Source organism: Acidovorax sp. FW305-C-20-28, assembly GCF_058783375.1.
Map to the genome: position 1 here is coordinate 45,658 of NZ_JBYSYM010000018.1, position 23,422 is coordinate 69,079.

At 68.2% G+C, this 23,422-nt stretch carries 26 protein-coding genes; 16 read left to right on the top strand and 10 right to left on the bottom strand.

The window, feature by feature from the left end:
- Positions 1-5 precede the first annotated feature (5 nt).
- On the bottom strand, positions 6-923 hold the full coding sequence (locus tag AC3WOH_RS20295) for a LysR family transcriptional regulator (RefSeq protein WP_492231133.1): 918 nt from the start codon (positions 921-923) through the stop codon (positions 6-8).
- A 146-nt stretch (positions 924-1,069) separates the two neighbouring features.
- Between AC3WOH_RS20295 and AC3WOH_RS20300 the strand changes: the two genes are divergently transcribed.
- From AC3WOH_RS20300 to AC3WOH_RS20310, 3 genes are all read left to right on the top strand, one after another.
- Positions 1,070-2,194 (top strand): alkene reductase, encoded by a 1,125-nt coding sequence (locus AC3WOH_RS20300; RefSeq protein WP_492231134.1) that lies wholly within the window; start codon positions 1,070-1,072, stop codon positions 2,192-2,194.
- Positions 2,195-2,246: 52 nt separating this feature from the next.
- Complete coding sequence (locus tag AC3WOH_RS20305) at positions 2,247-3,266, top strand: zinc-binding alcohol dehydrogenase family protein (RefSeq protein WP_492231135.1); 1,020 nt, start codon at positions 2,247-2,249, stop codon at positions 3,264-3,266.
- A gap of 319 nt (positions 3,267-3,585) precedes the next feature.
- The gene (locus tag AC3WOH_RS20310) at positions 3,586-4,158 is read left to right on the top strand and encodes a DUF1801 domain-containing protein (RefSeq protein WP_492231136.1); all 573 of its coding nucleotides are present in this window, start codon (positions 3,586-3,588) and stop codon (positions 4,156-4,158) included.
- Positions 4,159-4,171: 13 nt separating this feature from the next.
- Here the strand turns inward: AC3WOH_RS20310 and AC3WOH_RS20315 are convergent, their stop codons facing one another.
- From AC3WOH_RS20315 to AC3WOH_RS20340, 6 genes are all read right to left on the bottom strand, one after another.
- Positions 4,172-4,489: a hypothetical protein gene (locus AC3WOH_RS20315; RefSeq protein ID WP_492231137.1), complete on the bottom strand. Its 318-nt coding sequence runs from the start codon at positions 4,487-4,489 to the stop codon at positions 4,172-4,174.
- Positions 4,490-4,494: 5 nt separating this feature from the next.
- Positions 4,495-4,932, bottom strand: coding sequence for a DUF6691 family protein (locus tag AC3WOH_RS20320; protein WP_492231138.1), 438 nt, complete (start codon positions 4,930-4,932; stop codon positions 4,495-4,497).
- A 20-nt stretch (positions 4,933-4,952) separates the two neighbouring features.
- Complete coding sequence (locus AC3WOH_RS20325) at positions 4,953-5,396, bottom strand: YeeE/YedE family protein (RefSeq protein WP_492231139.1); 444 nt, start codon at positions 5,394-5,396, stop codon at positions 4,953-4,955.
- Positions 5,397-5,448: 52 nt separating this feature from the next.
- Positions 5,449-5,727, bottom strand: a complete 279-nt coding sequence (locus AC3WOH_RS20330) for a hypothetical protein (RefSeq protein ID WP_492231140.1) — start codon at positions 5,725-5,727, stop codon at positions 5,449-5,451.
- A gap of 33 nt (positions 5,728-5,760) precedes the next feature.
- On the bottom strand, positions 5,761-7,518 hold the full coding sequence (locus AC3WOH_RS20335; protein ID WP_492231141.1) for a molybdopterin-dependent oxidoreductase: 1,758 nt from the start codon (positions 7,516-7,518) through the stop codon (positions 5,761-5,763).
- Between the two features lie 68 nt (positions 7,519-7,586).
- Positions 7,587-8,210, bottom strand: coding sequence for a TetR/AcrR family transcriptional regulator (locus AC3WOH_RS20340; RefSeq protein ID WP_492231142.1), 624 nt, complete (start codon positions 8,208-8,210; stop codon positions 7,587-7,589).
- A gap of 88 nt (positions 8,211-8,298) precedes the next feature.
- On the opposite strand from AC3WOH_RS20340, the gene AC3WOH_RS20345 reads away from it, so the two are divergent.
- The gene (locus tag AC3WOH_RS20345; protein ID WP_492231143.1) at positions 8,299-9,357 is read left to right on the top strand and encodes a saccharopine dehydrogenase NADP-binding domain-containing protein; all 1,059 of its coding nucleotides are present in this window, start codon (positions 8,299-8,301) and stop codon (positions 9,355-9,357) included.
- Between the two features lie 62 nt (positions 9,358-9,419).
- Here AC3WOH_RS20345 and AC3WOH_RS20350 read toward each other — a convergent pair whose 3' ends face one another.
- Positions 9,420-9,965, bottom strand: a complete 546-nt coding sequence (locus AC3WOH_RS20350; protein WP_492231144.1) for a carboxymuconolactone decarboxylase family protein — start codon at positions 9,963-9,965, stop codon at positions 9,420-9,422.
- Positions 9,966-10,028: 63 nt separating this feature from the next.
- Here AC3WOH_RS20350 and AC3WOH_RS20355 point away from each other — a divergent pair, with 63 nt between their 5' ends.
- From AC3WOH_RS20355 to AC3WOH_RS20385, 7 genes are all read left to right on the top strand, one after another.
- Entirely contained in the window at positions 10,029-10,373 is a 345-nt protein-coding gene (locus AC3WOH_RS20355) for a winged helix-turn-helix transcriptional regulator (protein WP_492231145.1), read from the top strand.
- Between the two features lie 106 nt (positions 10,374-10,479).
- Positions 10,480-11,340, top strand: coding sequence for an ABC transporter ATP-binding protein (locus AC3WOH_RS20360; protein ID WP_492231146.1), 861 nt, complete (start codon positions 10,480-10,482; stop codon positions 11,338-11,340).
- A 23-nt stretch (positions 11,341-11,363) separates the two neighbouring features.
- A complete protein-coding gene (locus AC3WOH_RS20365; protein WP_492231147.1) occupies positions 11,364-12,200 on the top strand; it encodes an ABC transporter permease in 837 nt (278 codons plus the stop codon).
- Between the two features lies 1 nt (position 12,201).
- Positions 12,202-13,005 carry an ABC transporter permease gene (locus tag AC3WOH_RS20370; RefSeq protein WP_492231148.1) on the top strand — a complete coding sequence of 268 codons (804 nt, stop codon included), beginning with the start codon at positions 12,202-12,204 and terminating at the stop codon, positions 13,003-13,005.
- A 265-nt stretch (positions 13,006-13,270) separates the two neighbouring features.
- Positions 13,271-14,470 (top strand): hypothetical protein, encoded by a 1,200-nt coding sequence (locus AC3WOH_RS20375; RefSeq protein ID WP_492231149.1) that lies wholly within the window; start codon positions 13,271-13,273, stop codon positions 14,468-14,470.
- 96 nt (positions 14,471-14,566) lie between these two features.
- A complete protein-coding gene (locus AC3WOH_RS20380; protein ID WP_492231150.1) occupies positions 14,567-14,962 on the top strand; it encodes a GFA family protein in 396 nt (131 codons plus the stop codon).
- Between the two features lie 75 nt (positions 14,963-15,037).
- Positions 15,038-15,472, top strand: a complete 435-nt coding sequence (locus tag AC3WOH_RS20385; protein WP_492231151.1) for a hypothetical protein — start codon at positions 15,038-15,040, stop codon at positions 15,470-15,472.
- A 24-nt stretch (positions 15,473-15,496) separates the two neighbouring features.
- Here the strand turns inward: AC3WOH_RS20385 and AC3WOH_RS20390 are convergent, their stop codons facing one another.
- Entirely contained in the window at positions 15,497-16,138 is a 642-nt protein-coding gene (locus AC3WOH_RS20390) for a LysE family translocator (protein WP_492231152.1), read from the bottom strand.
- Between the two features lie 138 nt (positions 16,139-16,276).
- Here AC3WOH_RS20390 and AC3WOH_RS20395 point away from each other — a divergent pair, with 138 nt between their 5' ends.
- The 4 genes from AC3WOH_RS20395 to AC3WOH_RS20410 all read left to right on the top strand — a co-directional run bounded on the left by AC3WOH_RS20395 (position 16,277) and on the right by AC3WOH_RS20410 (position 19,275).
- Positions 16,277-16,861: a GNAT family N-acetyltransferase gene (locus AC3WOH_RS20395; protein ID WP_492231153.1), complete on the top strand. Its 585-nt coding sequence runs from the start codon at positions 16,277-16,279 to the stop codon at positions 16,859-16,861.
- Between the two features lie 148 nt (positions 16,862-17,009).
- A complete protein-coding gene (locus tag AC3WOH_RS20400) occupies positions 17,010-17,819 on the top strand; it encodes a hypothetical protein (RefSeq protein WP_492231154.1) in 810 nt (269 codons plus the stop codon).
- 31 nt (positions 17,820-17,850) lie between these two features.
- Positions 17,851-18,807: a sensor domain-containing diguanylate cyclase gene (locus AC3WOH_RS20405; protein ID WP_492231238.1), complete on the top strand. Its 957-nt coding sequence runs from the start codon at positions 17,851-17,853 to the stop codon at positions 18,805-18,807.
- 141 nt (positions 18,808-18,948) lie between these two features.
- Positions 18,949-19,275 carry a hypothetical protein gene (locus tag AC3WOH_RS20410; protein ID WP_492231155.1) on the top strand — a complete coding sequence of 109 codons (327 nt, stop codon included), beginning with the start codon at positions 18,949-18,951 and terminating at the stop codon, positions 19,273-19,275.
- A 24-nt stretch (positions 19,276-19,299) separates the two neighbouring features.
- Here the strand turns inward: AC3WOH_RS20410 and AC3WOH_RS20415 are convergent, their stop codons facing one another.
- A complete protein-coding gene (locus AC3WOH_RS20415; RefSeq protein ID WP_492231156.1) occupies positions 19,300-20,346 on the bottom strand; it encodes a P1 family peptidase in 1,047 nt (348 codons plus the stop codon).
- 315 nt (positions 20,347-20,661) lie between these two features.
- On the opposite strand from AC3WOH_RS20415, the gene AC3WOH_RS20420 reads away from it, so the two are divergent.
- Positions 20,662-23,340, top strand: a complete 2,679-nt coding sequence (locus AC3WOH_RS20420) for an RCC1 domain-containing protein (RefSeq protein WP_492231157.1) — start codon at positions 20,662-20,664, stop codon at positions 23,338-23,340.
- Positions 23,341-23,422 lie beyond the last annotated feature (82 nt).

Consider the following 23,422-nt stretch of genomic DNA (forward strand, 5'->3'; position numbering starts at 1 on the left):
TGGGCTCAGGCAGGCTCCGGTGCCGGCATTGCCGCCGTCCTTTGCGCCACGAAATCCCTGAGCACCCGCACCAGCGGTGTGAGCTGGCGCCGGCTGGGCACCACCAGGAACAGCGGCGTGGGCTCGGTCGCCCAGCCCGGGCACAGGGCCTGCAGCCGGCCCGCGGCCAGGTCGGCCGCCACGTCCAGCCCCGCCTTGTAGGCAATGCCCTTGCCCAGCAGGGCCCAGCGGCGCACGGCGTCGCCGTCGTTGGATACGTTGACGCTGCGCACGCGCACCGTCACCTCAGGCCCCTCGCCCGGGGGCGCAAAGCGCCAGCGGTCGTGCACCTCGTCGCCGAGCATGAAGCACAGGCAGTCGTGCCCCGTGAGCTCGTGTGGCGTGGCGGGTGCGCCGTGCCGGGCGATGTAGGCGGGCGATGCGCACAGCACGCGGCGCACGCCGGGCGCCAGGGGCAGGGCGACCAGGCCTGAATCGGGTGGCTTGCCATAGCGAAAGGCGGCGTCCACCGGGTCGCTGTAGACATTGGCCACGCGGTCCGACAGCTGCAGGCGGATGTCTACCCCGGGGTGCAGCTCCTGGAACTCGTGCAGCCAGGGCAGCAGCACATTGCGCCCCAGGTCCGACGGGGCCGACAGCTGCAGCACGCCGCGCAGCGCCTGCTCGCCCGCGGCCAGCTGCTGGCTGGCCTGCTGCAGCGCGGCCAGCGCGGGGCGGCACTGCTCCAGGAACAGCTCGCCCTGCTGCGTGAGCCGCAGGCTGCGCGTGGAGCGCACGAAGAGCTGCACGCCCAGCTCGGCCTCCAGCCGCTTCAAGGCCGCGCTGGTGGCGGCGGGCGTGAGGTCCAGCGCGCGGGCGGTGGCCGAGAGGCTGCCGTTGTCCGCAGTGCGTACAAAGATGTCCAGATCCTGGAGGGATTTCATGGAGGAAGGGCAGGGCGGTGGCGTTGATCTTCAATATTTTATTGAAAATGGCTTCAATGCGTGGGTGGTTTTTCAATCAAAAAGAAATGAAGACTATAGCGGCATGCAAACGGCGAACCCGCCGACCCTACCTGGAGCCACCTCGCATGACCGCCACTTCGTCCCCCTTGTTCCGCCCCCTGCAACTGGGCCCGTTGAACCTGCCCAGCCGCATCGTGATGGCACCCATGACGCGCGCCCGCAGCAGCCAGCCCGGCGACGTGCCCAATGCGCTGATGGCGCAGTACTACGCCCAGCGCGCCAGTGCCGGCCTGATCGTGACCGAGGCCAGCCAGGTCTCGCGCCAGGGCCAGGGCTACAGCTTCACACCCGGCATCTACAGCGACGCGCAGGTGGAAGGCTGGCGCCGCGTGACCGATGCCGTGCACGCCGAGGGCGGGCGCATCGTGCTGCAACTGTGGCATGTGGGCCGCATGTCGCATGCCAGCTTCCATGCCGACGGGCTGCCCGTGGCGCCCTCGGCCATCGCGCCGCAGGCCCAGGTGTGGGTGGCCGGTGATGACGGCGTGGGCCGCATGGTCGACAGCCCGGTGCCGCGTGCGCTGAGCGTGCCCGACATCGCGGCCGTGGTCGGCGATTTCCGCCGTGCGGCGGCCAATGCCATGCGCGCCGGCTTCGACGGCGTGGAGATCCACGGCGCCAATGGCTACCTGATCGACCAGTTCCTGCGCACCACGTCGAACCAGCGCACGGATGCCTACACCGGCGCCACGCTGGAGGGCCGCACCCGCTTTGCGCTGGAAGTCGCCGCCGCCGTGGCCAGCGAGGCCGGGGCCGAGCGCACGGGCATGCGGCTGGCGCCCTTCATCACCCAGCGCGGCATGGACTGCCCCGAGATCATTCCCACCATATTGCACCTGGCGCGGCAACTCGACGCCACGGGCCTGGCCTACCTGCACCTGGTGGAGGCGGACTGGGCCGATGCGCCGCAGATACCGCTGTCGTTCCGCACCGCGCTGCGCCAGGCCTACCAGGGCCGCCTGATCGTGGCCGGCGGATACGACGCCGCGCGCGCCAACCAGGTGCTCAGCGATGGCTTTGCCGACCTGGTGGCCTTTGGCCGGCCCTTCATCGCCAACCCCGACCTGCCGCGCCGCCTGGCGCATGGCCTGCCGCTGGCCGCCTTCGACCCCAAAGCGCTGTTTGGCGGCGCTGCGCAAGGCTACAGCGACTACGCACCGTACGAGGCGGTTGCCGAGGCCATGGCCTGACCCCCCTTGAAGTCGATTTTGTTGTTTACTCTCCTTTGAAAGGATCTTCTCCATGAAAGCCGTCGGATACCAGAAGCCCCAGCCCATCGCCAACGCCGAGTCGCTGCTCGACATCAGCCTGCCCGAACCCGTGGCCACGGGCCACGACCTGCTGGTGGAGGTCAAGGCTGTCTCCGTGAACCCTGTAGACACCAAAGTGCGCAACAGTGGCGCCCCGGCCGAAGGCCAGCCGTACAAGGTGCTGGGCTGGGACGCGAGCGGCATCGTCCGGGCCGTGGGCCCCGACGTCACCCTGTTCCAGCCCGGCGACCGCGTGTGGTACGCCGGCTCCATCGCCCGCCCCGGCACCAATGCCGAGCTGCACCTGGTGGACGAGCGCATCGTGGGCCATGCGCCCCAAAGCCTGGACTTTGCCCAGGCTGCTGCGCTGCCGCTCACGGCCATCACCGCGTGGGAGATGCTGTTCGACCGCCTGGGGGTGCAGCCCGGCAAGAAGCCAGAGGGCAAGACGCTGTTGGTGATCGGCGCATCGGGCGGGGTCGGCTCCATCCTGGTGCAGCTGGCATCGCGCCTGACCAGCCTCACGGTGATCGGCACCGCATCACGCCCCGAAACCCAGGCATGGGTCAAGGAGCTGGGCGCCCACCACGTCATCGACCACAGCCAGCCGCTGGCCGAAGAACTCAAGGCCATCGGTTACCCCACGGTGGACTATGTGGTCAGCCTGACACAGACCGACGCCCACCTGGCGCAGATCATCGAGGCCATTGCCCCCCAGGGAAAATTCGGCCTGATCGACGACCCCAAGGCGCTGGACGTGATGCCCTTCAAGCGCAAGTCCGTCTCCATCCACTGGGAGTTGATGTTCACTCGCTCGCTGTTCGGCACGGCCGACATGGTCGGCCAGCACCGGTTGCTCAACGAAGTCGCCGCGCTGGTCGATGCCGGCTTGGTGCGCACCACCCTGGCCGAGCGCTTTGGCAGCATCAACGCCGAGAACCTGAAGAAGGCGCATACCCTCATCGAATCGGGCAAGGCGCGGGGCAAGGTGGTGCTGGAAGGCTGGGCCTGACAGGCATAGGCAGCCTGGGTGGGGCTGGCGCTGGCTGAGGGCCGCGCTGGTCCCGGCCGCGGGATCAGCGCAGTTTTCAACTTTGCTTGAAGCAAAATCGTCGTACAACTTCACACAAGGCTGGTAACCTTCGCACTCTTTTTCAAAGGCAGGCAATCCCCCATAGGGGTGAATGACCTGCCATTCACAGGGAGTGAATGCCATGGCCACCAGCAAGCCAGAGACGAAGCCGCCCGCGCGCAAGGCAACTGCAAGAGCAGCCGCAGCGGCGAAGTCTTCGACTTCCACGACAACGACCAAAGCGCCCACCAAGGCGCCCGTGAATAAAGCCCCATCCCCCGAGAGAAGCAAGACGGTGGCCCTGGCCAAGCCCGCGCCAACCCGCAGCGTGGCCGCCCCGGCCAAGAAGCCGGCGGCCGTGGCCAGCAAGCCTGCAGCGCCCGCCAAAAAGGCAGCGGCGGTGCCTGCCGCCAAAAAGCAACCCGCCGCCAAGCCCGTGCTGCTGTCGGGCGACAACCCCCAGATCGCCAAGGCCGACGGCGACGCGCCCGTGCAGGCTTATATCGCCGCCATCCCCGACGACTGGCGCCGCGGCCTGTGCGCCCGGCTCGATGCGCTGGTCGAAGCCAATGTGCCAGCAGTGACCAAGGCCGTGCGCTGGAACTCACCCTTCTACGGCATTGCCGGGCAGGGCTGGTTCCTGGGCTACCACGTGTTCGCCAAGTTCATCAAGGTGAGCTTCTTCAAGGGCGCATCGCTGGAGCCAACGCCCGAAGGCGGCTCGGGCGAAGATGCGCGCTGGATCAACATCCACGAAGGCGGCTTGGACGAGGCGCAGATGGTGCAGTGGATCCAGCAGGCGGCGGCGCTGCCCGGGTGGGGCAAGAACTGATACGGCGGGCGCTTCAAGACCGCTGCGCGGGTGCCTCGCGTGCCAGCCGGGTCTGGATCAATGCCACCTCCTGGCGGGCCAGGTCGAGCAGTTGCTCAGCGCTGAAGGGCTGCGCAAGGAGCACGGTGTTGTTGTTGTCCGACGACGCGCAAAGCTGTATGCGCGCCGGTTCCCCCGCGCTGTCGAAGAGCACGCGAAACACCCGGGTGCTGCGCTGCGGGTGCCATTCGACCCGCTGGAAGAAGTAGCTGCGCGCGACCGGGTTGTCGACTGGCTCGGGCACCAGGCCTGCGGTGTCCTGCAGCAGCGCATGCAGTTCCTGCCGGTTCATTCGGTTCAGGCCTTGCCGGGAGGCACTTTCTTGCGCCGCTCCAGCCACTCGAAGATCCCCATGCCCGCCAGCATGGCCAGCACAAACACCACGGCCTTGGGCTCGCCCGTGCCCAGGGACACGATGGCCGGGCCGGGGCAAAAGCCCGCGATGCCCCAGCCGATGCCGAAGGCCAGGCTGCCCAGCACCAGGCGATGGTCGATCTGGCGCGCGGTGGGCATCTGCATGGGCTCGCCCAGCACGCTGGTGCGGCGCCGGCTGGCCAGGGTGAAGCCGAACACGCCGACCACGATGGCGCCGCCCATCACCAGTGCGAGCGAGGGGTCCCACGGGCCGGCCAGGTCCAGAAAACCCAGCACCTTGCCCGGGTCGGTCATGCCCGAGATGATGAGGCCCAGGCCAAAAACCAGGCCGATGCCGAATTCAGAAATGCGTTTGAGCATGGGCTATCCCTTCTTTGCTTTTAGGCCAGCACGTGGCGGACGATGTACACGGTGGCGAAGCCCGCTGCCATGAAGGCCAGCGTGGCCACCAGCGAGCGCAGCGACATGCGCGACAGCCCGCACACGCCATGGCCGCTGGTGCAGCCCGACGCGTACCGCGTGCCCACGCCCACCAGCAGCCCGGCCAGCACCAGCATGCCCCAGCCGGCATCGATGCGCACCTCGCGCACGCCCACGACCAGCCGGTAGAGCAGGGGGGCGGCCAGCAGGCCGAGCACAAAGGCCACGCGCCAGGCGATGTCCTTGCCGCCCTTGCTCCCTTGTGGATGCAGCAGCCCGCCCACGATGCCGCTGATGCCCAGGATGCGCCCGTGCAGCAGCACGAAGGCGGCCGCCGCGAGGCCCAGGATGAGGCCGCCCGCCAGGGCCGCCCAGGGGGTGAAATGGTTCCAGTCGATGTGCATGCGCGGTTTCCTGTTTCAGGCGTTGTGGCTCTTGGGTCTGTTTGGCCCCGGCTCAAGGTTGCGAGTCTTTTTTCTTTTCTTCGATGAGCCGCAGAAGAAGGGAAATCTCTGGTCGGCCAGACCAACTGCCCAGCGTGTAGGAGAAAAAGTAAAAGGAGAACGCGAAGTAGATGAGGCTCAGATCTTGCGACTGGCCGGACCACAGTATCCGCACTCCTTGGTAGAGCATGAACAACGCTCCCACCAAGATGATGGCTCGATTCATGCGCCAGGCTTTGTGCTGTTTGCGCAACCAGTCAACCATCTTCTCTTCTTGCTCATTGAGCTGCATTCGGATCTCCCTCAAAAAACATTGCGCTGATTCTCATATGGGCATGCGGTACCCGAAGAACTCATGGTCCTCGTTGTACCCACCCTGGCCGGCGCCCAGGTCCTTGAAGTCCTCGACGAACTCGATGGCTGCGATCCATTTGACCATCTTGAAGCCCAGTTCGTTCTCGCAGCGCAGGCGCAGTGGCGCGCCGTGCAGCACGGGCAGGGCGGCGCCGTTCATCTCGTAGGCCAGGATGCTCAGGTGGTGGTGCATGTTCGAGACCTTGTGCACGTCGTAGTAGCGCCCGCCGTCGCCGCCGTCCGCCAGCGAATAGAACACTGCATACCGTGCCTTGGCCTGGGGCTTGACCGCCTCCATGATGCGGCGCACGGGCACCCCGGTCCATTGCGCCACGCCCGACCAGCCCTGAATGCAGAAGTGCGTGGTGATCTGTTCCTGGCGCTCCATGGCCTTGAGCTCGTCGAGGCTGAAGCTGGCGGGCTGCTCCACCAGGCCGCCCACGCGCAGCCGGTAGTCCTGGAAGCCATTGGCCACCAGGGCCTCGTATTCGGGCGAGGCGGGCATCGTGCCGTTGGGCCAGAAGTGAGGCGAGATGTCGGCTTCGGTCAGTTGCGATCGGGGGTCCCACCATTCGGCCAGGCCCTTGAGCCAACCGACCATGAAGTGCCCGGCCTTCTGCACCAGCCGGGCATTGCGCAGGGTGAAGGGTGAGGCCCATAGCCAGGCCAGCACCAAGATGGCCATGGCGGGCAGGAACAGCGCGAAGCCCGACCAGGAGGCATCGTGCACGCCCGCGAACATGTGGTTGGTGTTCTCGCGCAGGCCGGTGATGAACACCATGACCCCGTGCGCCGCGATGAAGGCCACGAACCAGGTGAACGAGAGGAAGTGGATGGAGCGCGCCACCTGCCGGTTGAGCACCCTGCCCAGCCAGCCGAGCCTGTTGGAAAACGCCGGCCCCTGCAGGATGCCGGTGGCGATGGACACTGGCGCCGCAATGAACACGGTGATGAAGTAGGTCAGCTGCTGCAGGCTGTTGTAGCGCGTCCACCCCTGGTCCACGGGGAAGTTGAGCGAGGCGTACTGGATGGCGGTGGACACGGCGTTGGGCAGCACCTCCCAGGTCAGCGGCACGATGCGCTGCCACTGGTCGGTGGCGAACAGCAGCACGTAGAAGGCGATGCCGTTGAGCGTCCACAGCAGGTTCACCGAGAAATGCCACCAGCGTGCCAGGCCGATGGTGTGGCGCAGCCCCGGTATGCCCAGCCACTGCGGTAGCGTGACCGCATCGTCCTTGGCCGTCCAGATGCGGTCTTTGGGCACCTCGTGCTGAAAGCGGAACCACTCGGTGCCCGGCGTGCTGTCGCGCCGCCAGTACAGGCGCGGGTGGTCCGCCAGAATCTGGATGCCCGCCCGGATGATGAACAGCATGAAGAACATGTTCAAGAAATGCTGCAGCCGCAGCCACCACGGAAAGCCCGATTCGACCCGTGGCGCGGCCTGGGCAATGCCCGGGTATTGTGCGATGAAGGCCTGCACCGTGGGCAGCTCGCGCAGGCTTTGCGCCGTGGCCACGGCGGCCAGCAGCAGCGCGGCGCCGATGGGCAGCGCCCACAGGGTGTTGTACCAGCGCTGGCCGATGCGGATGTGCGGCAGGATGCCCTGGCGCGGCGGCAGCCAGTGGCTCAGGCGCACGCGGTCGTCCGCTGCGGACAGTGACTGCGCCAGCGGGTCGTGGCCCTGCGGTGTGTGTGGCGCGCGTGGTGTGTTCTGCCCGGTGTCGTGCATGCGGCCTTCCCTCCCTTGCGCCGCAGAATAGCGCAATCCCCGGGGGCGGGTGGCCCCTGGCCGCCGGCTCAGCCGCCGGCTTCCACCAGGGCCTTGCCCGCGGCGCGCAGCACCTTGCCCGCACCCTCGCCCAGCAGCAGCGAGCCGCTGCTGAACGCGCCATCGACCAGCAGCGACAACTGCGCTGCCGTGACTTCGGGCTTTTTCAGCCCCATGCGCTTGCACAGGGCCGCCAGGCGCCGCTTTTGCTCCAGCCGGTGCGTGGCCGATATGGCGCGGGCCGGGTGGGCCGGGTCGGCGAACTCGGCCGCCACATTGAGCTGCGGGCAGCCGCGGTAGCCGGGGCGGGCCACGCGCTCGCCCACCCAGGCGAGCAGGGCGTCGAGCTCGGCCGCGGCATCGGGGGCATGGGGGGCTGCGGCCTCGTCCCATTGCTGCCAGAACTCCTTGTCTTCACGCTCCAGAAAGGCGGCGACCAGATCGTCCTTGGTGCGGTAGTAGCGATACAGGCTGGTCTTGGCGATCTGCGCGCGCTCGATGATGAGATCGATCCCCACGGCGCGCACGCCCTCGGCATAGAACAGCTGGCAGGCCGTGTCCAGGATGCGTTGCTGCACGTCGCCCGCAGGCACGGGTGGCGTCGTGGCGGGGGCGCTGGCGGCGCCGGTCTTGCGGGGGGCGGTGGGGCTCATGGCGGCATTGTCCCACAGATCGTGTTGACACGATACAGACCTGTATGTAGCATCGCGCCACCTTCAACAAAACGTACAGGTCTGTATCGTGCCTATCAACGCCTCCCTCCCTTTCTCTTCTTCCCCTGCTGCTGCCCGCCCCGTGCTGGTCTACGGTGCCGCCGGGCATACCGGCCGCTTTGTGGTGCAGGCATTGCAAAGCCAAGGCCACGCCGTGCTGCTGGCCGGGCGCGATCTGGGCAAGCTGCAGGCTGCCTTCCCGGATGCAGCGGCCGAGCAGTTGCGCGTGCAGGGGCTCGATGGCGACGCCGCTGCCCTCACAGCCCTGCTGGCCGAGAGTGCGCTGGTCGTGAACTGCGCCGGCCCCTTCGCCGACAGTGCGCCCCAGCTGCTGCAGGCCGCGCTGCAGGCCGGCGTGCACTATGTGGATGTGTCGGCAGAGCAGCCCACGGCGCGCGCGGTCTTCGAGCAGTGGGGCGGGCGCTTTGCTGCTGCCGGCCTGTGCGCCGCACCGGCCGTGGCCTTCTACGGGGCCGTGGGCGACCTGCTGGCCACCAGCGCCATCGGCGACTGGCCCGATGCCGATGCCATTGACATCCACATCGCGCTGGACAGCTGGCACCCCACCGCGGGCACGCGCAAGACCGGTGTGCGCAATGCGGGCCAGCACATCGTCTACCGCGATGGCCAGTTCCAGCTGCCGCCCGCCGTGCCGCCGCGCAAGGCCTGGGCCTTTGCCGCACCGTTCGGCGAGCAGGCCATGCTGGGCTTTTCCAGCGCCGATGCCGTGACCATCGCCCACCACATCCGCGTGCCGGACGTGCCCGCCTGGATGAACGAAACCCCGCTCACCGAGCTGCGCGCAGCCGACACGCCCGCGCCCGTGGCGGTCGATGAGTCAGGCCGCTCGGCCCAGCGCTTTCTGGTGGACGTGGTGGTGCGCCGGGGCGGCGAAGAGCGCCGCGCCAGCGCTGGCGGGCAGGACATCTATGCCATCACCGGCCCCCTGGCCGCGCAGGCCGTGGGTCGCATCCTGGCGGCCAAGGGGGCGCTCAGCGGGGCCCTGTCGGCAGGGCAACTGGGCGATGCGCGCTCGTTCCTGCAGGCACTGGCACCCCAGTATCTGCAGCTGGATTTTGGCGGGTGATGCGGCGGCCCGGCACAGGTTCTAAGGCCCACCATGGGGGCCTGCACCACGCCTGCCTGCAGTCAGGGCTTGGGGAATCGCGCCACACCGTTCTCAAGAGGCATGCGCAGTGCGTTGGTCAGATAGGCCACGGTGCGATAAAAGCCTGCCAGCATCAACAACTCCAGGAGAGCCTCCTCGCTGAAGTGTGTCGCAAGCCCGGACCACAGTGCATCGGGCACGTCGCAGCCCTGGTGCAGCGCATCGCACAGGCGAATGAGCAAGCGGTCTTCATCCGTCCAGCATGGGTCATCCGCACCGCCAGCAGCGGTCGAACGGATCTGCTCGGCGGTCAGGCCGGCGACCCCTGCGAACACCGTGGCGTGCACGCCCCATTCGTACTCGGATCGGCACAGTGCCGTTGTCCGATCAATGACGACCTCTCTTTGGCGGATGCTGAGGTGGCCCTTGTCCAGCAGGCCTGCAGCGAAAAATTTCTGGGCCAGGCGGGTGTCACGCGCCAGTGTGGCGAACAAGTGCAGCGGCGGTTGCCCCTTCATGACGCGCTCGATGGTGGGCGCGATTTCGGGATCGAAGGGCATGGGGGCTGGCGCGATGCGGCAGGTCACTGCGGTCTCCTTGGGGTAGGTAAAGTAGCCCATCGTAGCTTTTTATGCTGTAAAAAGTAAAGCATGAAGAATCCAGAAATCGGCCAGGCTGTCAGAGGCTCGACCACCGGCCGGCCCATCATGGTGGCCCTGGACCTGCTCGGGCGGCGAACCACCTTGCGCCTGCTGTGGGAGCTCCGGGGCGATCCGGCCACGTTCAGGGGGCTGCAGGAGGCCTGCGAGACCAACTCGCGGCTGCTGAACATGCGACTGGCCGAGCTGAGGGCCGCTGGCCTGGTGGACCACGCTGAAGGGGGCTACCAGCTGACCCAGGAAGGCCGGCGCCTGTGCGAAGCCCTGAACCCGCTGCTTGCGTGGGCCGAGGGCTGGGCGAAGCGGGAGAAGAAGAGGGCCGACGGCGGCCGGTAACGCCAGACCGCACGAGGTAGAGCACGGCAGGCGCCAGCGGACAGGGCAAGGGCGGGGGCAAACCGCTTAGAATCCGCCCCCCTTCACCGCGCTGCCCTCCCGCCCCATGCCACAGATCGTCGTCGACCAGCTGCGCAAGAACTACCGCATCCACGAGCGCGACCCGGGCGTGGGCGGCGCCCTGCGCGCGCTGCTGCGCCCGCGCCACCGCACGGTGGAAGCGCTGGCGGGAGTGTCCTTCGCGCTGGAGCGCGGCGAGCTGCTGGGCTTCATCGGCCCCAACGGGGCGGGCAAGTCCACCACCATCAAGATCCTGGCGGGCATTCTGCGGCCCGATGGCGGGCGCGTGCAGGTCAATGGCCGCGACCCGTTTGCCGACCGCGAGCGCCATGTGGCGCACATCGGCGTGGTGTTTGGCCAGCGCACCCAGCTGTGGTGGGACCTGCCGGTGGGCGACGGCTTTCGCCTGCTGGGCGACATCTACCGCGTGGACCCGGTGCGCCTGGCGCGCACGCGCGACGAGCTGGTGGCGCTGCTCCAACTGGAGCGCCTGCTCGACCAGCCGGTGCGCCAGCTCTCGCTGGGCCAGCGCATGCGCGCCGAGATCGCGGCGGCCCTGCTGCACGAGCCGGACATCCTGTTCCTGGACGAGCCGACCATCGGGCTCGATGCACCCTCCAAGCTGGCCGTGCGCGAGTTCGTGCTGCGTGCCAACCGCGAGCGCGGCACCACGGTGCTGCTGACCACGCACGACATGCACGACGTGGAGGCGCTGGCCCAGCGCGTGATCGTGATCGGCCACGGCCGCGTGCTGGCCGACGGCCCGGTGGAGGCGTTGCGCGCCCAGGTCATGGCCGCACGCCGTGCCGAAACAGGCTTGCAGGCGGATGCCGAGGACGACGAGGGCATGGCCATCGAGGCCGTCATCACCCGCTTTTACGCCCTGCACAGTGCTACCGAAGTGTGATGGGCATGCAGACGGAGACTTCCATGCCTTTGCACGAACGGCTGCGCCCCTACCGGGCCGCCTTCGCCTCGCGCTTTCTGCAGATGCTGCAGTACCGCACGGCGGCGTACGCGGGCTTTGCCACGCAGTGCTGGTGGGGCGGCATCAAGGTGATGGTGCTGGCCGCCTTCTATGCGGGCAGTGCCGGCGATGGTGCGCCCATGTCGCTGGCCCAGGCCATCACCTACACCTGGCTGGCCCAGGGGCTGCTGGCACTGTTGCCCTGGCTGGGCGACCCCGAGGTGGCGCAGGCCGTGCGCACCGGCTCCATCGCCTATGACCGCATGCGGCCGGTGGATGCCTACACCCTGTGGTTCGTGCGCTCGGCCGGGTGGATCGCGGCGCGCGTGCTGCCGCGCCTGGCGCTGATGCTGGCCTTTGCCGGCGTGGCGCTGCCCCTGGCGGGGCTGGGCGCCTGGGCCTGGCAGCCGCCGGCCGGGGTGGGGGCGGGCCTGGCGTTCGCGGCGTCGGCGTTGCTGGCGCTGCTGCTGTCCACCGCGCTGGTCATGCTGCTCAACATCGCTGCGGTGGCGGCGCTCAACGAGCGCGGCATCAACGCGCTGGCGGGGCCGGTGGTCATTGTCTTCTCGGGCAACCTGCTGCCGCTGGTGCTGCTGCCCGATGCCTGGCAGACGGCCCTGCTGCTGCAGCCGCTGGCGGGGGTGATGGATATCCCTGCGCGCATCTATTTCGGGCAGTTCGCTGGCTTGCAGACGTTGGGCGGCCTGGCGCTGCAGGCGGGATGGATCGTGCTGCTGGTGGTGCTGGGCCGCGCGGCCATGCGGCGCACCATGCGGGGCCTCGAGGTCCAGGGGGGCTGACATGGGATCGCTGGCTTTGTTCGCCCGCCTCGTGCGCGCCTCGCTCGCGGGGCAGGCCCGCTACCCGGCTTCGGCCCTGATGCTCACGCTGGGCCAGTTCCTGGCCACGGGCATCGAGGTGATCGGGGTGTGGGCGTTGTTCCACCGCTTTGGCGAGGTGCAGGGCTGGGGCATTGGCGAGGTGGCGCTGTTCTATGGGCTGGTGAACTGCATGTTTGCCGTGGCCGATGCGCTGGGCCGTGGCTTCGACGTGCTGGGCACCGAATTTCTGCGCACCGGCACTTTCGACCGCCTGCTGCTGCGCCCGCGGCCCCTGGCCTTGCAACTGATGGGGCATGACTTTCGCATCAGCCGCCTGGGCCGGCTGGCGCAGGGCTTGCTGGTGCTGGCCTTTGCCACCGTCCAGGCCGGCATCGCCTGGACACCCGCCACCGTGGCCATGGCCCTGTGGGCGCTGGCGGGTGGGGTGGCCCTGTTTCTGGGCATCCTGGTGCTGCAGGGCACGCTGTCGTTCTGGACGGTGGAGAGCCTGGAGATCGCGAACGTCCTGACCTACGGCGGCGTGCAGGCGGCGCAGTACCCGCTGGCGCTGTATGCGCAGTGGTTTCGCCGCGTGCTGACCTTTGCCGTGCCCCTGGCCTGCGTGGCCTACTACCCGGTGCTGGCCATCCTGGGCAAGGCCGACCCGCTGGGCGCACCCGCGTGGGTGGGGCTGGTGTCACCGCTGGCGGGCTTCGTGTTCCTGGCGGCGGCCTTTGGGGCCTGGCGCGTGGGCGTGCGGCACTATGCCTCGACCGGGAGCTAAGGCAACGCTGAACAAGTCCCTCGCGCGCCGCGCGCCCCGCTTTGGGCGGTCTGCGGCGTTGCAAATGCTCGCCATAGCATAGGCTATGGCTGCGCTTTGCGCCTGGCAGCCCATCCCAAACCAGCGCACGCGCCATCGCGAAGACTTATTCAGCGTTGCCTTAATCGCAAAACAGTGTCCCTGCGGCGTGCCGTGGAACTGGGCTTGGGCTTTTGGGCGGGCCCGTGCGATCATTCCCGGCGATGACCAACACGGGAGCTGCAGAGTGAGCGAGATAGCCAAGGTCGAACCCCAGGCTGTGCAGGAGGCCCCCTCGGGCCTGGACGGTATCGAACGCGTGGTGGCCGAGCCGCTGCGCTTCAAGGCCAAGCTGGCCATCGGTGAGAACGCGTACGCCTCGCTGCGCATGGTGAACCGCGGGCGCGAGCTGTGGGACGTGATCGGCGCTGCCGGCGCGGGTGCGGCGGTCGCCAAATCCAGCCTGGTGGCCTCGGCGTTCTTTGCGCCTTCGGGCGTGGTGGGTGCGCTGGGCATGGGTGCGGCGGCCACGCCGGTGGGCTGGGTGGCACTGGCGGCGCTGGCCTCGGGCGGCGCCTGCTACGGCATGTACCGCTGGCTCGGGGCGTCCAAGGGCAGCCGGGTCATCGAGATTCCGCGCTGCCTCAACACGCCGCTCGATACCCTGGGCCTGGCGCTGTTCGACCTGATCGCACCATTGTCGCTGCGGTTGGCCGCAGACGCCCAGGGCGTGGTGCCGCCGCAGCGGCGCGATTTTCTGGCCGCGCACCTGGTGGACGAGTGGGGGCTGGACGCGCGCTTTGTCGCACGCGCCATGGCCGCCATCGAGCCCGGGCTGGCCGATGCGCAGCCCCAGGAGCTGGCACGCGAGCTGTCGGCCTTTCTGCATGCCAACCCGGACTGCAACCACCAGGTCATCGCGGCCGAGATGGGCGTCTTCCTGGCGCAGATGCTCGGCGCTGGCGGCTCGGCGCTTGCCGAGCCCGAGCAGCAGTTGCTGGCCCAGGTGCAGCAGACCTTGCAGACCCCACCCCCGGGTGAAATCGCCAAAGCCTGGACCCAGGCCAAGGGCCATGCGAACCACTATGGAGGCCAGGTCGCAGGGGCAGCCGGCAAGGCGGCCGCATGGACCAAGGAACAACTGCCAACAGCGCAACAGATAGGGGAACTCACAATGCGTGGTACAGAACTGCCCGGACAGATTGCGGGCGCGGTGGGCAAGGCAGCGTCGTGGACGAAGGAACAGATGCCCACCCCCCAGCAGGTGGAAGAACTGAAGAAGCGCGGCGAGGCCCTGACGGGCCAGGCGGTGGACGGCCTGCGCACGGCCACCCAGGCCGCGCAGGAGGCACTGCCCAGTGCCGAACAGGTACAGGCCGGCGCACGGCGCACGGGCCAACTGGCGCGCCAGGGGATCGACCGGATCCGCGCCAAGCTCGGCCGCTGAGCCAAGAGGGCCGGGGGAAGGAAAAGACCGGGAAGGGGCCTCTTGCCATCAATACTGTATTTAAATACAGTCTTGGTTTTCAACGAAAGGCCCACCATGCTCCACGGTAGCTGCTGCTGCGGATCCGTCCGGTTCGCGCTGTCCCGCCCGCCCACCATGATGGGCACCTGCCATTGCACGCGCTGCCGCAAGCTCGGTGCCAGCACCTTTGTGTTCGCAGAGCGCGATGCGTTCACGCTGCTCGCGGGGGCCGACTGCATCACCACCTACGAGCCGCCAGCCCCCTACCAGTACAAGCGCTGCTTCTGCGCGCGCTGCGGCACCTCGCTGGGCGAGGTCACGTCGGGTGACAAGGCCTTCCCCGTCGCGGCCAATTGCTTCGATGACGAGCTCACGCTGGCCAACCAGTTCCACGAATTCGTCAAGGAGAAGCCGCACTGGGTGGGCATCTGCGACAGTGCCCCGCAGTTCGCGGAGCACCCCCACCGGTAGCCGCTGGCGGTCATTCTGGACAGGCGTTGCCTGCGTTCCGGCTGGCAGTACGCACCTGTCTATGATGCCGAGCCTATGAAGACACCTGTGCTCGCCTTGGCCTTGCTATCGTCGCTGCTTCTGTGCGCTTGCGACGACGCGCAGAGTGCCCGCATCGAAGACACGCGCAGCCGCCTGGTTGGCACTTGGTTGCGCGAGGCCGAGTCCGATGGGACCAGGGTGCGTGTGGTCGTTGTACTGGGCCAGGACGGCAAATTCAGCGAACGCGCGAAATTCGTGGCGCCGGACGGTCATACGGAAAGCGAGCATTTTGGTGGTGAATGGAGCTACGACGGCACCAATTTCAAGCGCCGCTATCTGCAGCAAGGCGGTCGCCAGTTCTCGGGTGGAGGCATCCGCTATGCCACTTACCAACTCACATCGCTGACCCGCACGGATTTCACCGGCAGGGACAATCGCGAGGGCCGCGAGATCACCTACCAGCGAGTGAGTGAAGACACCCAGCCATGACTGCGGCCTGGGCCAATGCCCTGGCTACCGCTCCTGCGCCGCCAGCCTCAACCCCAGCCCGATCAGGATCACGCCCGAGATGCGCGACTGCCAGGCCATGAAGCGCGCATTGCCCACCAGCCGGTCGCGCATGCGGTAGAGCACGGAGACCAGGGCCAGCTCGTACAGCGTGTCCATGACCGCCATGGTGGCGCCCAGGATGAGCATCTGCACCACCACCGACCCCCGCGCCGGGTCTACGAACTGGGGCAGAAAGGCCAGAAAGAACAGCGCCACCTTGGGGTTGAGCGTTCCGGCCAGGATGGCCTGCGTGAGCGGGGCCTTGTTGCCTGTCGGGGCGGCTTTTGTGGCGGATTGCGGTTGCGGCTGCGGGCCCGCCTTGGCGCGCAGCGCCTGGATGCCCAGGTAGATCAGGTAGGCCGCGCCGGCGTATTTCACCACCGCAAAGGCCAGCGCCGAGGTGGCCAGCAGCGCCGACAGGCCCAGTGCCGCAGCAGCTGCATGGATCAGCGTGCCCACGTTGAGGCCCACCGCCGTGAGTGCGCCCGCGCGGCGTCCGCCCGTGAGCGTGTTGGCCAGCACCAGGGCCTGGGCCGGGCCCGGCACCAGGATCAGTGCTGCGCTGGCGGCGACAAAGGTGGCGTAGGAGAGGGGGTCGATCAGCATGGCGGTGTGCTTGTTGTGGCAGGGGAATGCCGGGGCGCCACAGGGGCTTTGAAAGTGCGGGCATCTGCGCGTCGGATATTCTGGCGCCTCTGTGTTATTAATGCAAGTGTGTTGCGTTTATATTCTTGAGGGAGCGCGATGGTTGCGAAAGATGAGAACCGGGGGCGGGCCCGTTTGGACGGGCTTCACATTGCCGAGAGCCCGCCCGGCCAGGCGCCTGCCTGGTCGGCGCATGACCGCAGCTTTGCCGTCGAGAGCGAGCTAGTGCTGTGCCTTGCCGATGGCCGGCTGGGCTACGAAGTAGCCCGCGTGGCGCCGTATGTGAAGACCTATGCCGATGAGGGGCCGCAGGGTGCATCCGAAGATCGCGAGGGTGAGGACGACGGCCATTCCTTTGTGGCCTGGCTCGGCGGTGAGCCCGCGGGCGAAGTCCGTCTCTCGCGCCACTGGAATGGCTGCGCCAGCATCGATGACCTGGTGGTGGGCCAGGCCTTTCGGCGCAGGGGCGTGGCCCGGGCGCTGGTGGAGCATGCCATCGCCTGGTCGCGTGCACAGCAACTGGCCGGCGTGGTACTGGAGACGCAGAACAACAATGTGGCGGCCTGCACGCTGTATGCGGCCTGCGGGTTCACGCTGGAGGGCTTCGATGCGGGCCTGTACCGGGCCCTGGAGCCCGGGACACGGGAGGTGGCCCTGTTCTGGTACTGGCGCGAGCCGCACTGAGGGCGCCGCCGAGGTCGCCCGATGACCCGGGGCCGTCATCCGGGGCCGCTATAGTGCAAGGGCAGGGCCATGCCTGGACGCACCGGGGCATGGTTCTTGCGCAAGGACCGACAGAACCTGATGTCTTGAACGAAGGAACGCCCCACCGATGCCCGGACCCTACCTCGACGCCCCGATCTTCATCAAGGACATCTACGAAACCCAGGTCGACACTGCCAAGACCCCGTTCTTCTTCAACGATGGCGGCATGCCGGTCTACCTGACCGAGCCGCCCCAGGGCCTCACCCCGCTCACGCCCACGGCCACCGACCCGGCGCTGGCCGTGGGCAACGAGTACCTGGTGGCCGATGTGCTGGGCATCAAGTCCACGCCGCCTTATGGCGTGGAAACGCAGATGGGCTTTGCGGCCGAGGAGGTGGTGTTCGCGCCCCTGTGGGCCACGCGCAGCATTGCGGCGGCGTTCGGCATCACGCTGGTGGAGCCGGGGCAGGCCGTGCGGATCGAGAGCCCGGTTACCGAACTGCAGCAGGTGGAGTACGAATATGGTGCCTTCGCGGGCCACTGGTCGCCCTACCAGGGCACGGGCAACGCCTTGCTCAGCGTGGTCTGCACCGACCTGGAGCACCATGATTTCCCGCACGTGTTCGCCTCCACCGACCCGACCAAGCCGCTGGTGATCTCGGTGGGCCGCTACTGGCCGGCGCTGGGCAAGATCCGCCTGGCCGACCTGTGGGTGCCGCGCGGCAGCGCACTGTATGTACCGCCCAAGCCGGCCAGCAGCGACCCGGCGGCCGTGGTCGATCTGCACAACAACCGCAACTCGGCGCGCGCCTGCTGGGGCGACATCCACCAGAACAGCATCAAGACCCACACACTGCTGCAGACCGAAGGCGGGTATTTCTACTGGTACTGGAACGCGATCGCCACCGTGCACAGCCGGCCTCTTGCCATTGGCTGATGCCACGGACAGGGAGAGCATAAAGATGGAAATGACCGATGTGCAGGAACTCAGCGGTAGCGACAGCGACAGCGTGGTCTACAAGACCCTGCTCGAATCCACCCGCGCCATCCCCTGGAAGATCGACTGGGCGACGATGAAGTTCGCCTACATCGGGCCGCAGATCGAGCCGCTTCTGGGCTGGCGCCAGGACAGCTGGCTCACCGTGGACGACTGGGCCACGCGCATGCACCCCGAGGACCGGGACTACGTGGTCAACTTCTGCGTGGCCCAATCCAAGGCCGGCGTGGACCACGAGGCCGACTACCGCGCCCTCACCAAGGACAACGGCTATGTGTGGATCCGCGATGTGGTCCACGTGGTGCGCAAGCCCGATGGTGAGGTCGAGGCGCTGATCGGCTTCATGTTCGACATCACCGAGCGCAAGAAGACCGAAGAGAAGCTGCTGGCCCTGCAGAAGGAGCTCGAGGCCCTGTCGTTCAAGGACGGCCTGACCAATATCGCCAACCGGCGCCGCTTCAATGCCGCCATCGAGCTGGAGTGGGAGAGTGCGCGCAAGGGCGGTGGCGCCAGTGGCGCGCCCGTGTCGGTGCTCATGCTCGACATCGACTTCTTCAAGCAGTACAACGACCTGTACGGCCATGTCCAGGGCGACGACTGCCTGATCGCCATCGCCCGCACGCTGAGCCTGGCGCTCGAGAACCCGCGCGACCTGGTGGCACGCTTTGGTGGCGAGGAGTTCATCATCCTGCTGCCCGGTGCCGATGCGCATGCCGCCCTCAAGGTGGCCGAGCGTTGCCAGCGCCTGATCCAGAAACAGGGCATCGCCCACGCCCAGTCGCCGCACGGGCAGCGCGTGACCCTGAGCATCGGCGTGGGCACGGCCACGCCGGCCGACTATGCCAGCCCTTCGGACTTCATCGCGGCGGTGGACCGGCAGCTGTATGCGGCCAAGAAGAATGGGCGCAATCGGATTGAAGTCGTGTAGTGGAATTGGAGACCCATGGGGTGCATTCTTTCTTTTAACGGGCCCGACGCGGACGTAGCGCAATTGCTTGCACTGAGCCCGGTGGAGCCAGTCCGTGCCCGACGACGTGGAGAGCCTTTGAGCTCCCGGCCGGGCAGCCGATTGGCAGTCACCTCCGGCGTCACGTTACAGATCAGCGATGCGGAGTTCGAAGAGCTGGAAGAGCAGCAGGCGGACGCCATCCAGTTTCTCAACGACCATTCCCAGGCGTTGCAGGCCATGCGTAAGGTCGAAGGCGCGGAGTCGGCTTGCCTGGACTTCGGCATTGCCATGCGCAGTGTCATTGTCCAGTCCGACACTTTTCCCGCTGAGCTGATTGCAGCCGCGGCCAAGGTGGGCTGCTCTTTGGTTCTGACGCAGTATCCCACGGGGCCCAAGGCCAGAAACCTGCGGCGCTACCGCAAGGCATTCCGGGCCTCGGCCCGCTGACGCGGGTCTTCGCGCGAAGGGCGCTTAGCGCAGGTCCGCCGCACACGGCAGGTACAGCCCCTCCGCCGTCGTGACCGAGCGTGCCGCACGCACGGCCCGGGCCGTGGCGATGGCGGTCACCTCGGCGGCCATGGTGGACAGCACCATCATCCCCGGATTCTTGCCCGACACCCCCGTGCCCAGGGCGAAGAGCGTGTCGCCATCGGACATGGTGTGCACCGGGTTGATGCTGCGCGCCAGGCCATCGTGCGCGGTCACGGCCAGGCGGTGGGCCTGGGCCTTGGTGATGGTGGCGTCGGTCGCGATCACGCCGATGGTGGTGTTGGTGCCGGCCAGCAGCGGCCTGGGCGGCTCGCCGCGCAGCAGGGCACGGCGCGTGTCGCGCAGTTGTTTGCCATCATCGGTGCGGGCGCCAGCGATCACCTGGGCGGTGTCGGGGTCGACCACATCGCCCAGCGCATTGCAGGCGATGAGGGCACCCACGGTGACGCCACCCACCGTGATCGACGCCGTGCCGATGCCGCCCTTCATCGCATTCTGGATGCCGAAGATCTTGCCCACCGCCGCCCCCGTGCCGGCGCCCACATTGCCCTCGGCCGGGTCGGCGCGCGAGGCGGCTTCGCACGCGGCATAGCCGGCAGCGGCATCGGGGCGGATGCGCATGTCGCCCACCAGCAGGTCGAACAGCACGGCGCCGGGCACCAGCGGCAGGCGGCCCACCACCACATCGAAGCCGATGCCATGCTCCTCCAGCCAGCGCACCGCACCGCTGGCGGCGTCCAGTCCCCAGGAGCTGCCGCCCGCCAGCATGATGCCGTGCACCTTTTCCACCAGGTTCGATGGATCCAACAGGTCCGTCTCGCGCGTGCCGGGCGCGGCGCCGCGCACGTCCACACCGCCCACCGCGCCATCGCGCGCGAGGATCACGGTGCAGCCCGTGGGCCGGCGCGCGTCGGTGAAGTGGCCGACCTCGATGCCGGGCACGCGGGTGATGCTGCCGGCGTCGTGGCTGGTGTGGTGGCTGGAATGGGCGGGGCGGGGGGCGGGGGAACTGGTCGTTGGGGTTGTCATGGCCTGTGATTATGGGCGGTGGAATGCGGGGCACCCCATCAGGAGCAGACAGGGGACTGGCCTGTGTGCGCATTTTCGTAGGCCAGGGGCGCGATGCGCAGGAGATGCTCAGGCGCAGCGCTTTCGCGAGGTGCTGGAGCTGGCGCCCGAGGATTGACACTCCCCGCACCCATCCCGCTGGGGTAGGGCGCTGCCAGGCGCTGCGGCATAGCATGGATTCTTTGCGAAGGTGCCGTGGCGCGTGACATTTGTCACCGACCGGCGCAGCGGCGCGCGCCACAATAAGCCGACAAGACCAAAGAGAGGAAGGATCCGATGATGATGAAACCGCTATGGCGCCAGGCGTCAGGCTGCCTGCTGCCTGCGCTGCTGGCGGGCGTGAGCCTGCCCGGCACCGCAGGGGCCCAGACGATTGCCACCGGCGCGCGCCACGGCATGGCACTGCAGGCCGATGGCAGCGTGCTGGCCTGGGGCGACAACCGCCTGGCCCAGCTGGGCCAGGGCAAGACGATCTACGCCAGCACGGCGATCGAGATTCCCCTGCCGGCCAGGGCCGCGGCCGTGCGCACCAGCAGGACCACCGCGCTGGTGCTGGACGAAGAGGGCAATGTCTGGAGCTGGGGCACCAATGCCCGGGGGCAGCTCGGGGACGGAACGCGGGCCGACCGGGCCACGCCTCAGGTGGTGTTTCGCGGCGCGGTGTACATTGCCAACGGGGGCGATGCCACACCTTCGTTCCTGATCGACAAGAGTGGTCAGCCCTGGTGGTGGGGGCCGTTGCCGTCGGGCGTGGATGCCGCCGTGCCCGAGCGTGCCGCACAGGTGCCTGCGCGGCTGGTGCGCATCGAGCACCAGCTGCGCGCCACCGTGGCGCTCGACGAGCAGGGCGTGGTGTGGTCCTGGGGCGAAGGCGCGGCCTGCGCGGGCAGTGGCGCTGCGGCCCTGGTGCCGGTGGCCATGCGCGGCGTGCCGCCCATCGTGGATTTCATCTTCGAGGCCCAGGGGCCGATCAACTACCAGTCTCCGGCCATCCCGGCGAGGGGCCCCGTCTCACGCGTCACGGCCAGGGATGCCGATGGCCGTCTGTGGGTGTGGGGCACCGATCCCCTCCGCATTCCGGACGGATTGCCCTCCCCAGGGCTCACCTATTGCCCGGCTGAGCGCTGGGCACAGGGCTACGACCCCTTCGCGGGCCGTGACAGCATCCACCCGGACCTGGAGGAGGCCGGCGTGAAGCTGCAAAAGGTGGTGCATGGCGGCAGCGGTTCCCTGGGGTGGACAGCGCAGGGCGATCTGTGGCGCTGGCGGTATGTCCCCACGGTGGAGATTCCCGGCGGCCCGCTCATGGCGGTGGAGCGTGTCGCCACTGGCGTGGTCGATGCCAGCGGCCACAACACCTCTTTGCGGGGCGTGCTGCCGGTGCTGATGTACATCACGCGCGACGGCAAGCTCCACGCCATGGGTTCCAACACAAGCCTGCATCTGGCGGTGGCCGCCGATGCGGCCGGTGGGGCTGAATCGATCGCCAGCCCGCGCAAGCTCTCGCTGCCGGCCGCCGCACTCAGCCTGCACGCAAGCGAGGCGGGCAGCCATGCGCTACTGGCCGACGGGCGGATCTTCCGCTGGGGCCTGGGCGCCGTGCAGTACGACGGGCAGGCCAGCTTCCTGGGCCGCAGCTTTGTGCAGACGCCCACGCACATTCCGCTGGAGGCGCCAATCAAGCGGTTCGCGGCGGCGCAGGGCCAGTGGCTGGCGGTGGATGCCGATGGCAAGGTCTGGAGCTCCGGGGGCTGGGGGATCGATCCGGTCCCCCACAGCCGCCCTGCGGTGGTGGGGGGCTCCACGGGCCTGCCGCTGGCGCGCAGCGTGTCCGTGGGGGGCAACGGGCATGGCGCCATCCTCGGGGTGGACGGCTCGGTCTGGACCATTGGCGGCAGCCGCGAAATCTTCCCTCCCTTCCAGGGCTCCGATGTCCATGCGTCCCTGGCCCTGTCGTCGGTACCCAGCAAGGTGGGGGGGCTGCCTAATACCATCACGCAGGTGGCGACGGCCGATGGGAGCTACGGCGCTGCGTACGCGCTGGACGCGTCCGGCACCGTCTGGTTCTGGGGTGCGCAACCCCTGTACGGGATCGCCGGGCAGGACAGTGCGGCGCTCAACCGGGGAACGTGGCTCGTGCGCACCCCCATCGTGCTGCCGCTGCCGCACAAGGCCGTCTCCATCCACGCGGGCGACTTCAACGTCTGTGCCGTGCTGCAGGATGGCTCGGCGCAGTGCTACGGCAAGCTGTTCAACGCGCACCGGGGCCGGCGCCTGCAGTTGCATGCGCCCATCCAGGAGATATCGATGGGGGTGGACGAGGACCGCGCCGACACCACGGCGACTGCCCGGCGCGGCGGCACGGTCCACCTGCGCCTGGCCGATGGCACGGTATGGGCCATGGGCCTGGGCCGCCAGGGACAACTGGGATCCGGTGCCTACGCCAGCTCGGCAGAGCCCATTCCCGTGGTCAACGAAGCCGGCACCGGCGACCTCGACCTGGCCCCTTCGGTGCCGAATGGAACGGCGACCGCCGCGAGCCGCCCCCCGTTCCGGGTGAAGACGCAGCTGGCGGGCAACCTGCGCAGTCTGTCGCTCACGGGCGAAGTGTTCGGCAGCGCCGGCACCCCGCCAGACGCCAATGTGTACGCCCTGGCCTCTGCCGGGCCCCTGGGCCCGGGTGTCTGGATGCAGCTCGATGCGCAGGGCGCCTGGAGCCCGTTGCGCTGGCCAGTGCCTGCCGTGGCCAGCAACGCCCAGCTGGGCAGCGAAGTCCAGTCCCTGCCGCTGAATCTGCGGCCCCAGCCACTGCAGCAGGGCTCCGACATCACGGGCCTGCGCCTGTACATCGGCTACGGGCGCGATGTCGACGAGATGCTGGCAGCCAAGCGCTTTCGCGAGGTGCTGGAACTGGGGCCCGATGCGACCGGCATGGTCCTGCCGTCGGACTTTTGATCCGGGAGGATATGCCAAGTTTTATTGGACAAGGGCGTGCTGTACGGGAGATGCTGCGTGCCAGGCGTTTCCGAGAGGAGTG

Bases quoted from the DNA above. Each gene is read 5' to 3' on its own strand.
- AC3WOH_RS20360 (WP_492231146.1), top strand. From the start codon at position 10,480: ATGCCACAGATCGTCGTCGACCAGCTGCGCAAGAACTACCGCATCCAC.
- AC3WOH_RS20320 (WP_492231138.1), bottom strand. From the start codon at position 4,932: ATGCTCAAACGCATTTCTGAATTCGGCATCGGCCTGGTTTTTGGCCTG.
- AC3WOH_RS20300 (WP_492231134.1), top strand. From the start codon at position 1,070: ATGACCGCCACTTCGTCCCCCTTGTTCCGCCCCCTGCAACTGGGCCCG.
- AC3WOH_RS20335 (WP_492231141.1), bottom strand. From the start codon at position 7,518: ATGCACGACACCGGGCAGAACACACCACGCGCGCCACACACACCGCAG.
- AC3WOH_RS20390 (WP_492231152.1), bottom strand. From the start codon at position 16,138: ATGCTGATCGACCCCCTCTCCTACGCCACCTTTGTCGCCGCCAGCGCA.
- AC3WOH_RS20365 (WP_492231147.1), top strand. From the start codon at position 11,364: ATGCCTTTGCACGAACGGCTGCGCCCCTACCGGGCCGCCTTCGCCTCG.
- AC3WOH_RS20340 (WP_492231142.1), bottom strand. From the start codon at position 8,210: ATGAGCCCCACCGCCCCCCGCAAGACCGGCGCCGCCAGCGCCCCCGCC.
- AC3WOH_RS20405 (WP_492231238.1), top strand. From the start codon at position 17,851: ATGACCGATGTGCAGGAACTCAGCGGTAGCGACAGCGACAGCGTGGTC.
- AC3WOH_RS20385 (WP_492231151.1), top strand. From the start codon at position 15,038: ATGAAGACACCTGTGCTCGCCTTGGCCTTGCTATCGTCGCTGCTTCTG.
- AC3WOH_RS20325 (WP_492231139.1), bottom strand. From the start codon at position 5,396: ATGCACATCGACTGGAACCATTTCACCCCCTGGGCGGCCCTGGCGGGC.
- AC3WOH_RS20380 (WP_492231150.1), top strand. From the start codon at position 14,567: ATGCTCCACGGTAGCTGCTGCTGCGGATCCGTCCGGTTCGCGCTGTCC.
- AC3WOH_RS20315 (WP_492231137.1), bottom strand. From the start codon at position 4,489: ATGAACCGGCAGGAACTGCATGCGCTGCTGCAGGACACCGCAGGCCTG.
- AC3WOH_RS20420 (WP_492231157.1), top strand. From the start codon at position 20,662: ATGATGATGAAACCGCTATGGCGCCAGGCGTCAGGCTGCCTGCTGCCT.
- AC3WOH_RS20330 (WP_492231140.1), bottom strand. From the start codon at position 5,727: ATGCAGCTCAATGAGCAAGAAGAGAAGATGGTTGACTGGTTGCGCAAA.
- AC3WOH_RS20415 (WP_492231156.1), bottom strand. From the start codon at position 20,346: ATGACAACCCCAACGACCAGTTCCCCCGCCCCCCGCCCCGCCCATTCC.
- AC3WOH_RS20305 (WP_492231135.1), top strand. From the start codon at position 2,247: ATGAAAGCCGTCGGATACCAGAAGCCCCAGCCCATCGCCAACGCCGAG.
- AC3WOH_RS20370 (WP_492231148.1), top strand. From the start codon at position 12,202: ATGGGATCGCTGGCTTTGTTCGCCCGCCTCGTGCGCGCCTCGCTCGCG.
- AC3WOH_RS20400 (WP_492231154.1), top strand. From the start codon at position 17,010: ATGCCCGGACCCTACCTCGACGCCCCGATCTTCATCAAGGACATCTAC.
- AC3WOH_RS20355 (WP_492231145.1), top strand. From the start codon at position 10,029: ATGAAGAATCCAGAAATCGGCCAGGCTGTCAGAGGCTCGACCACCGGC.
- AC3WOH_RS20395 (WP_492231153.1), top strand. From the start codon at position 16,277: ATGGTTGCGAAAGATGAGAACCGGGGGCGGGCCCGTTTGGACGGGCTT.
- AC3WOH_RS20295 (WP_492231133.1), bottom strand. From the start codon at position 923: ATGAAATCCCTCCAGGATCTGGACATCTTTGTACGCACTGCGGACAAC.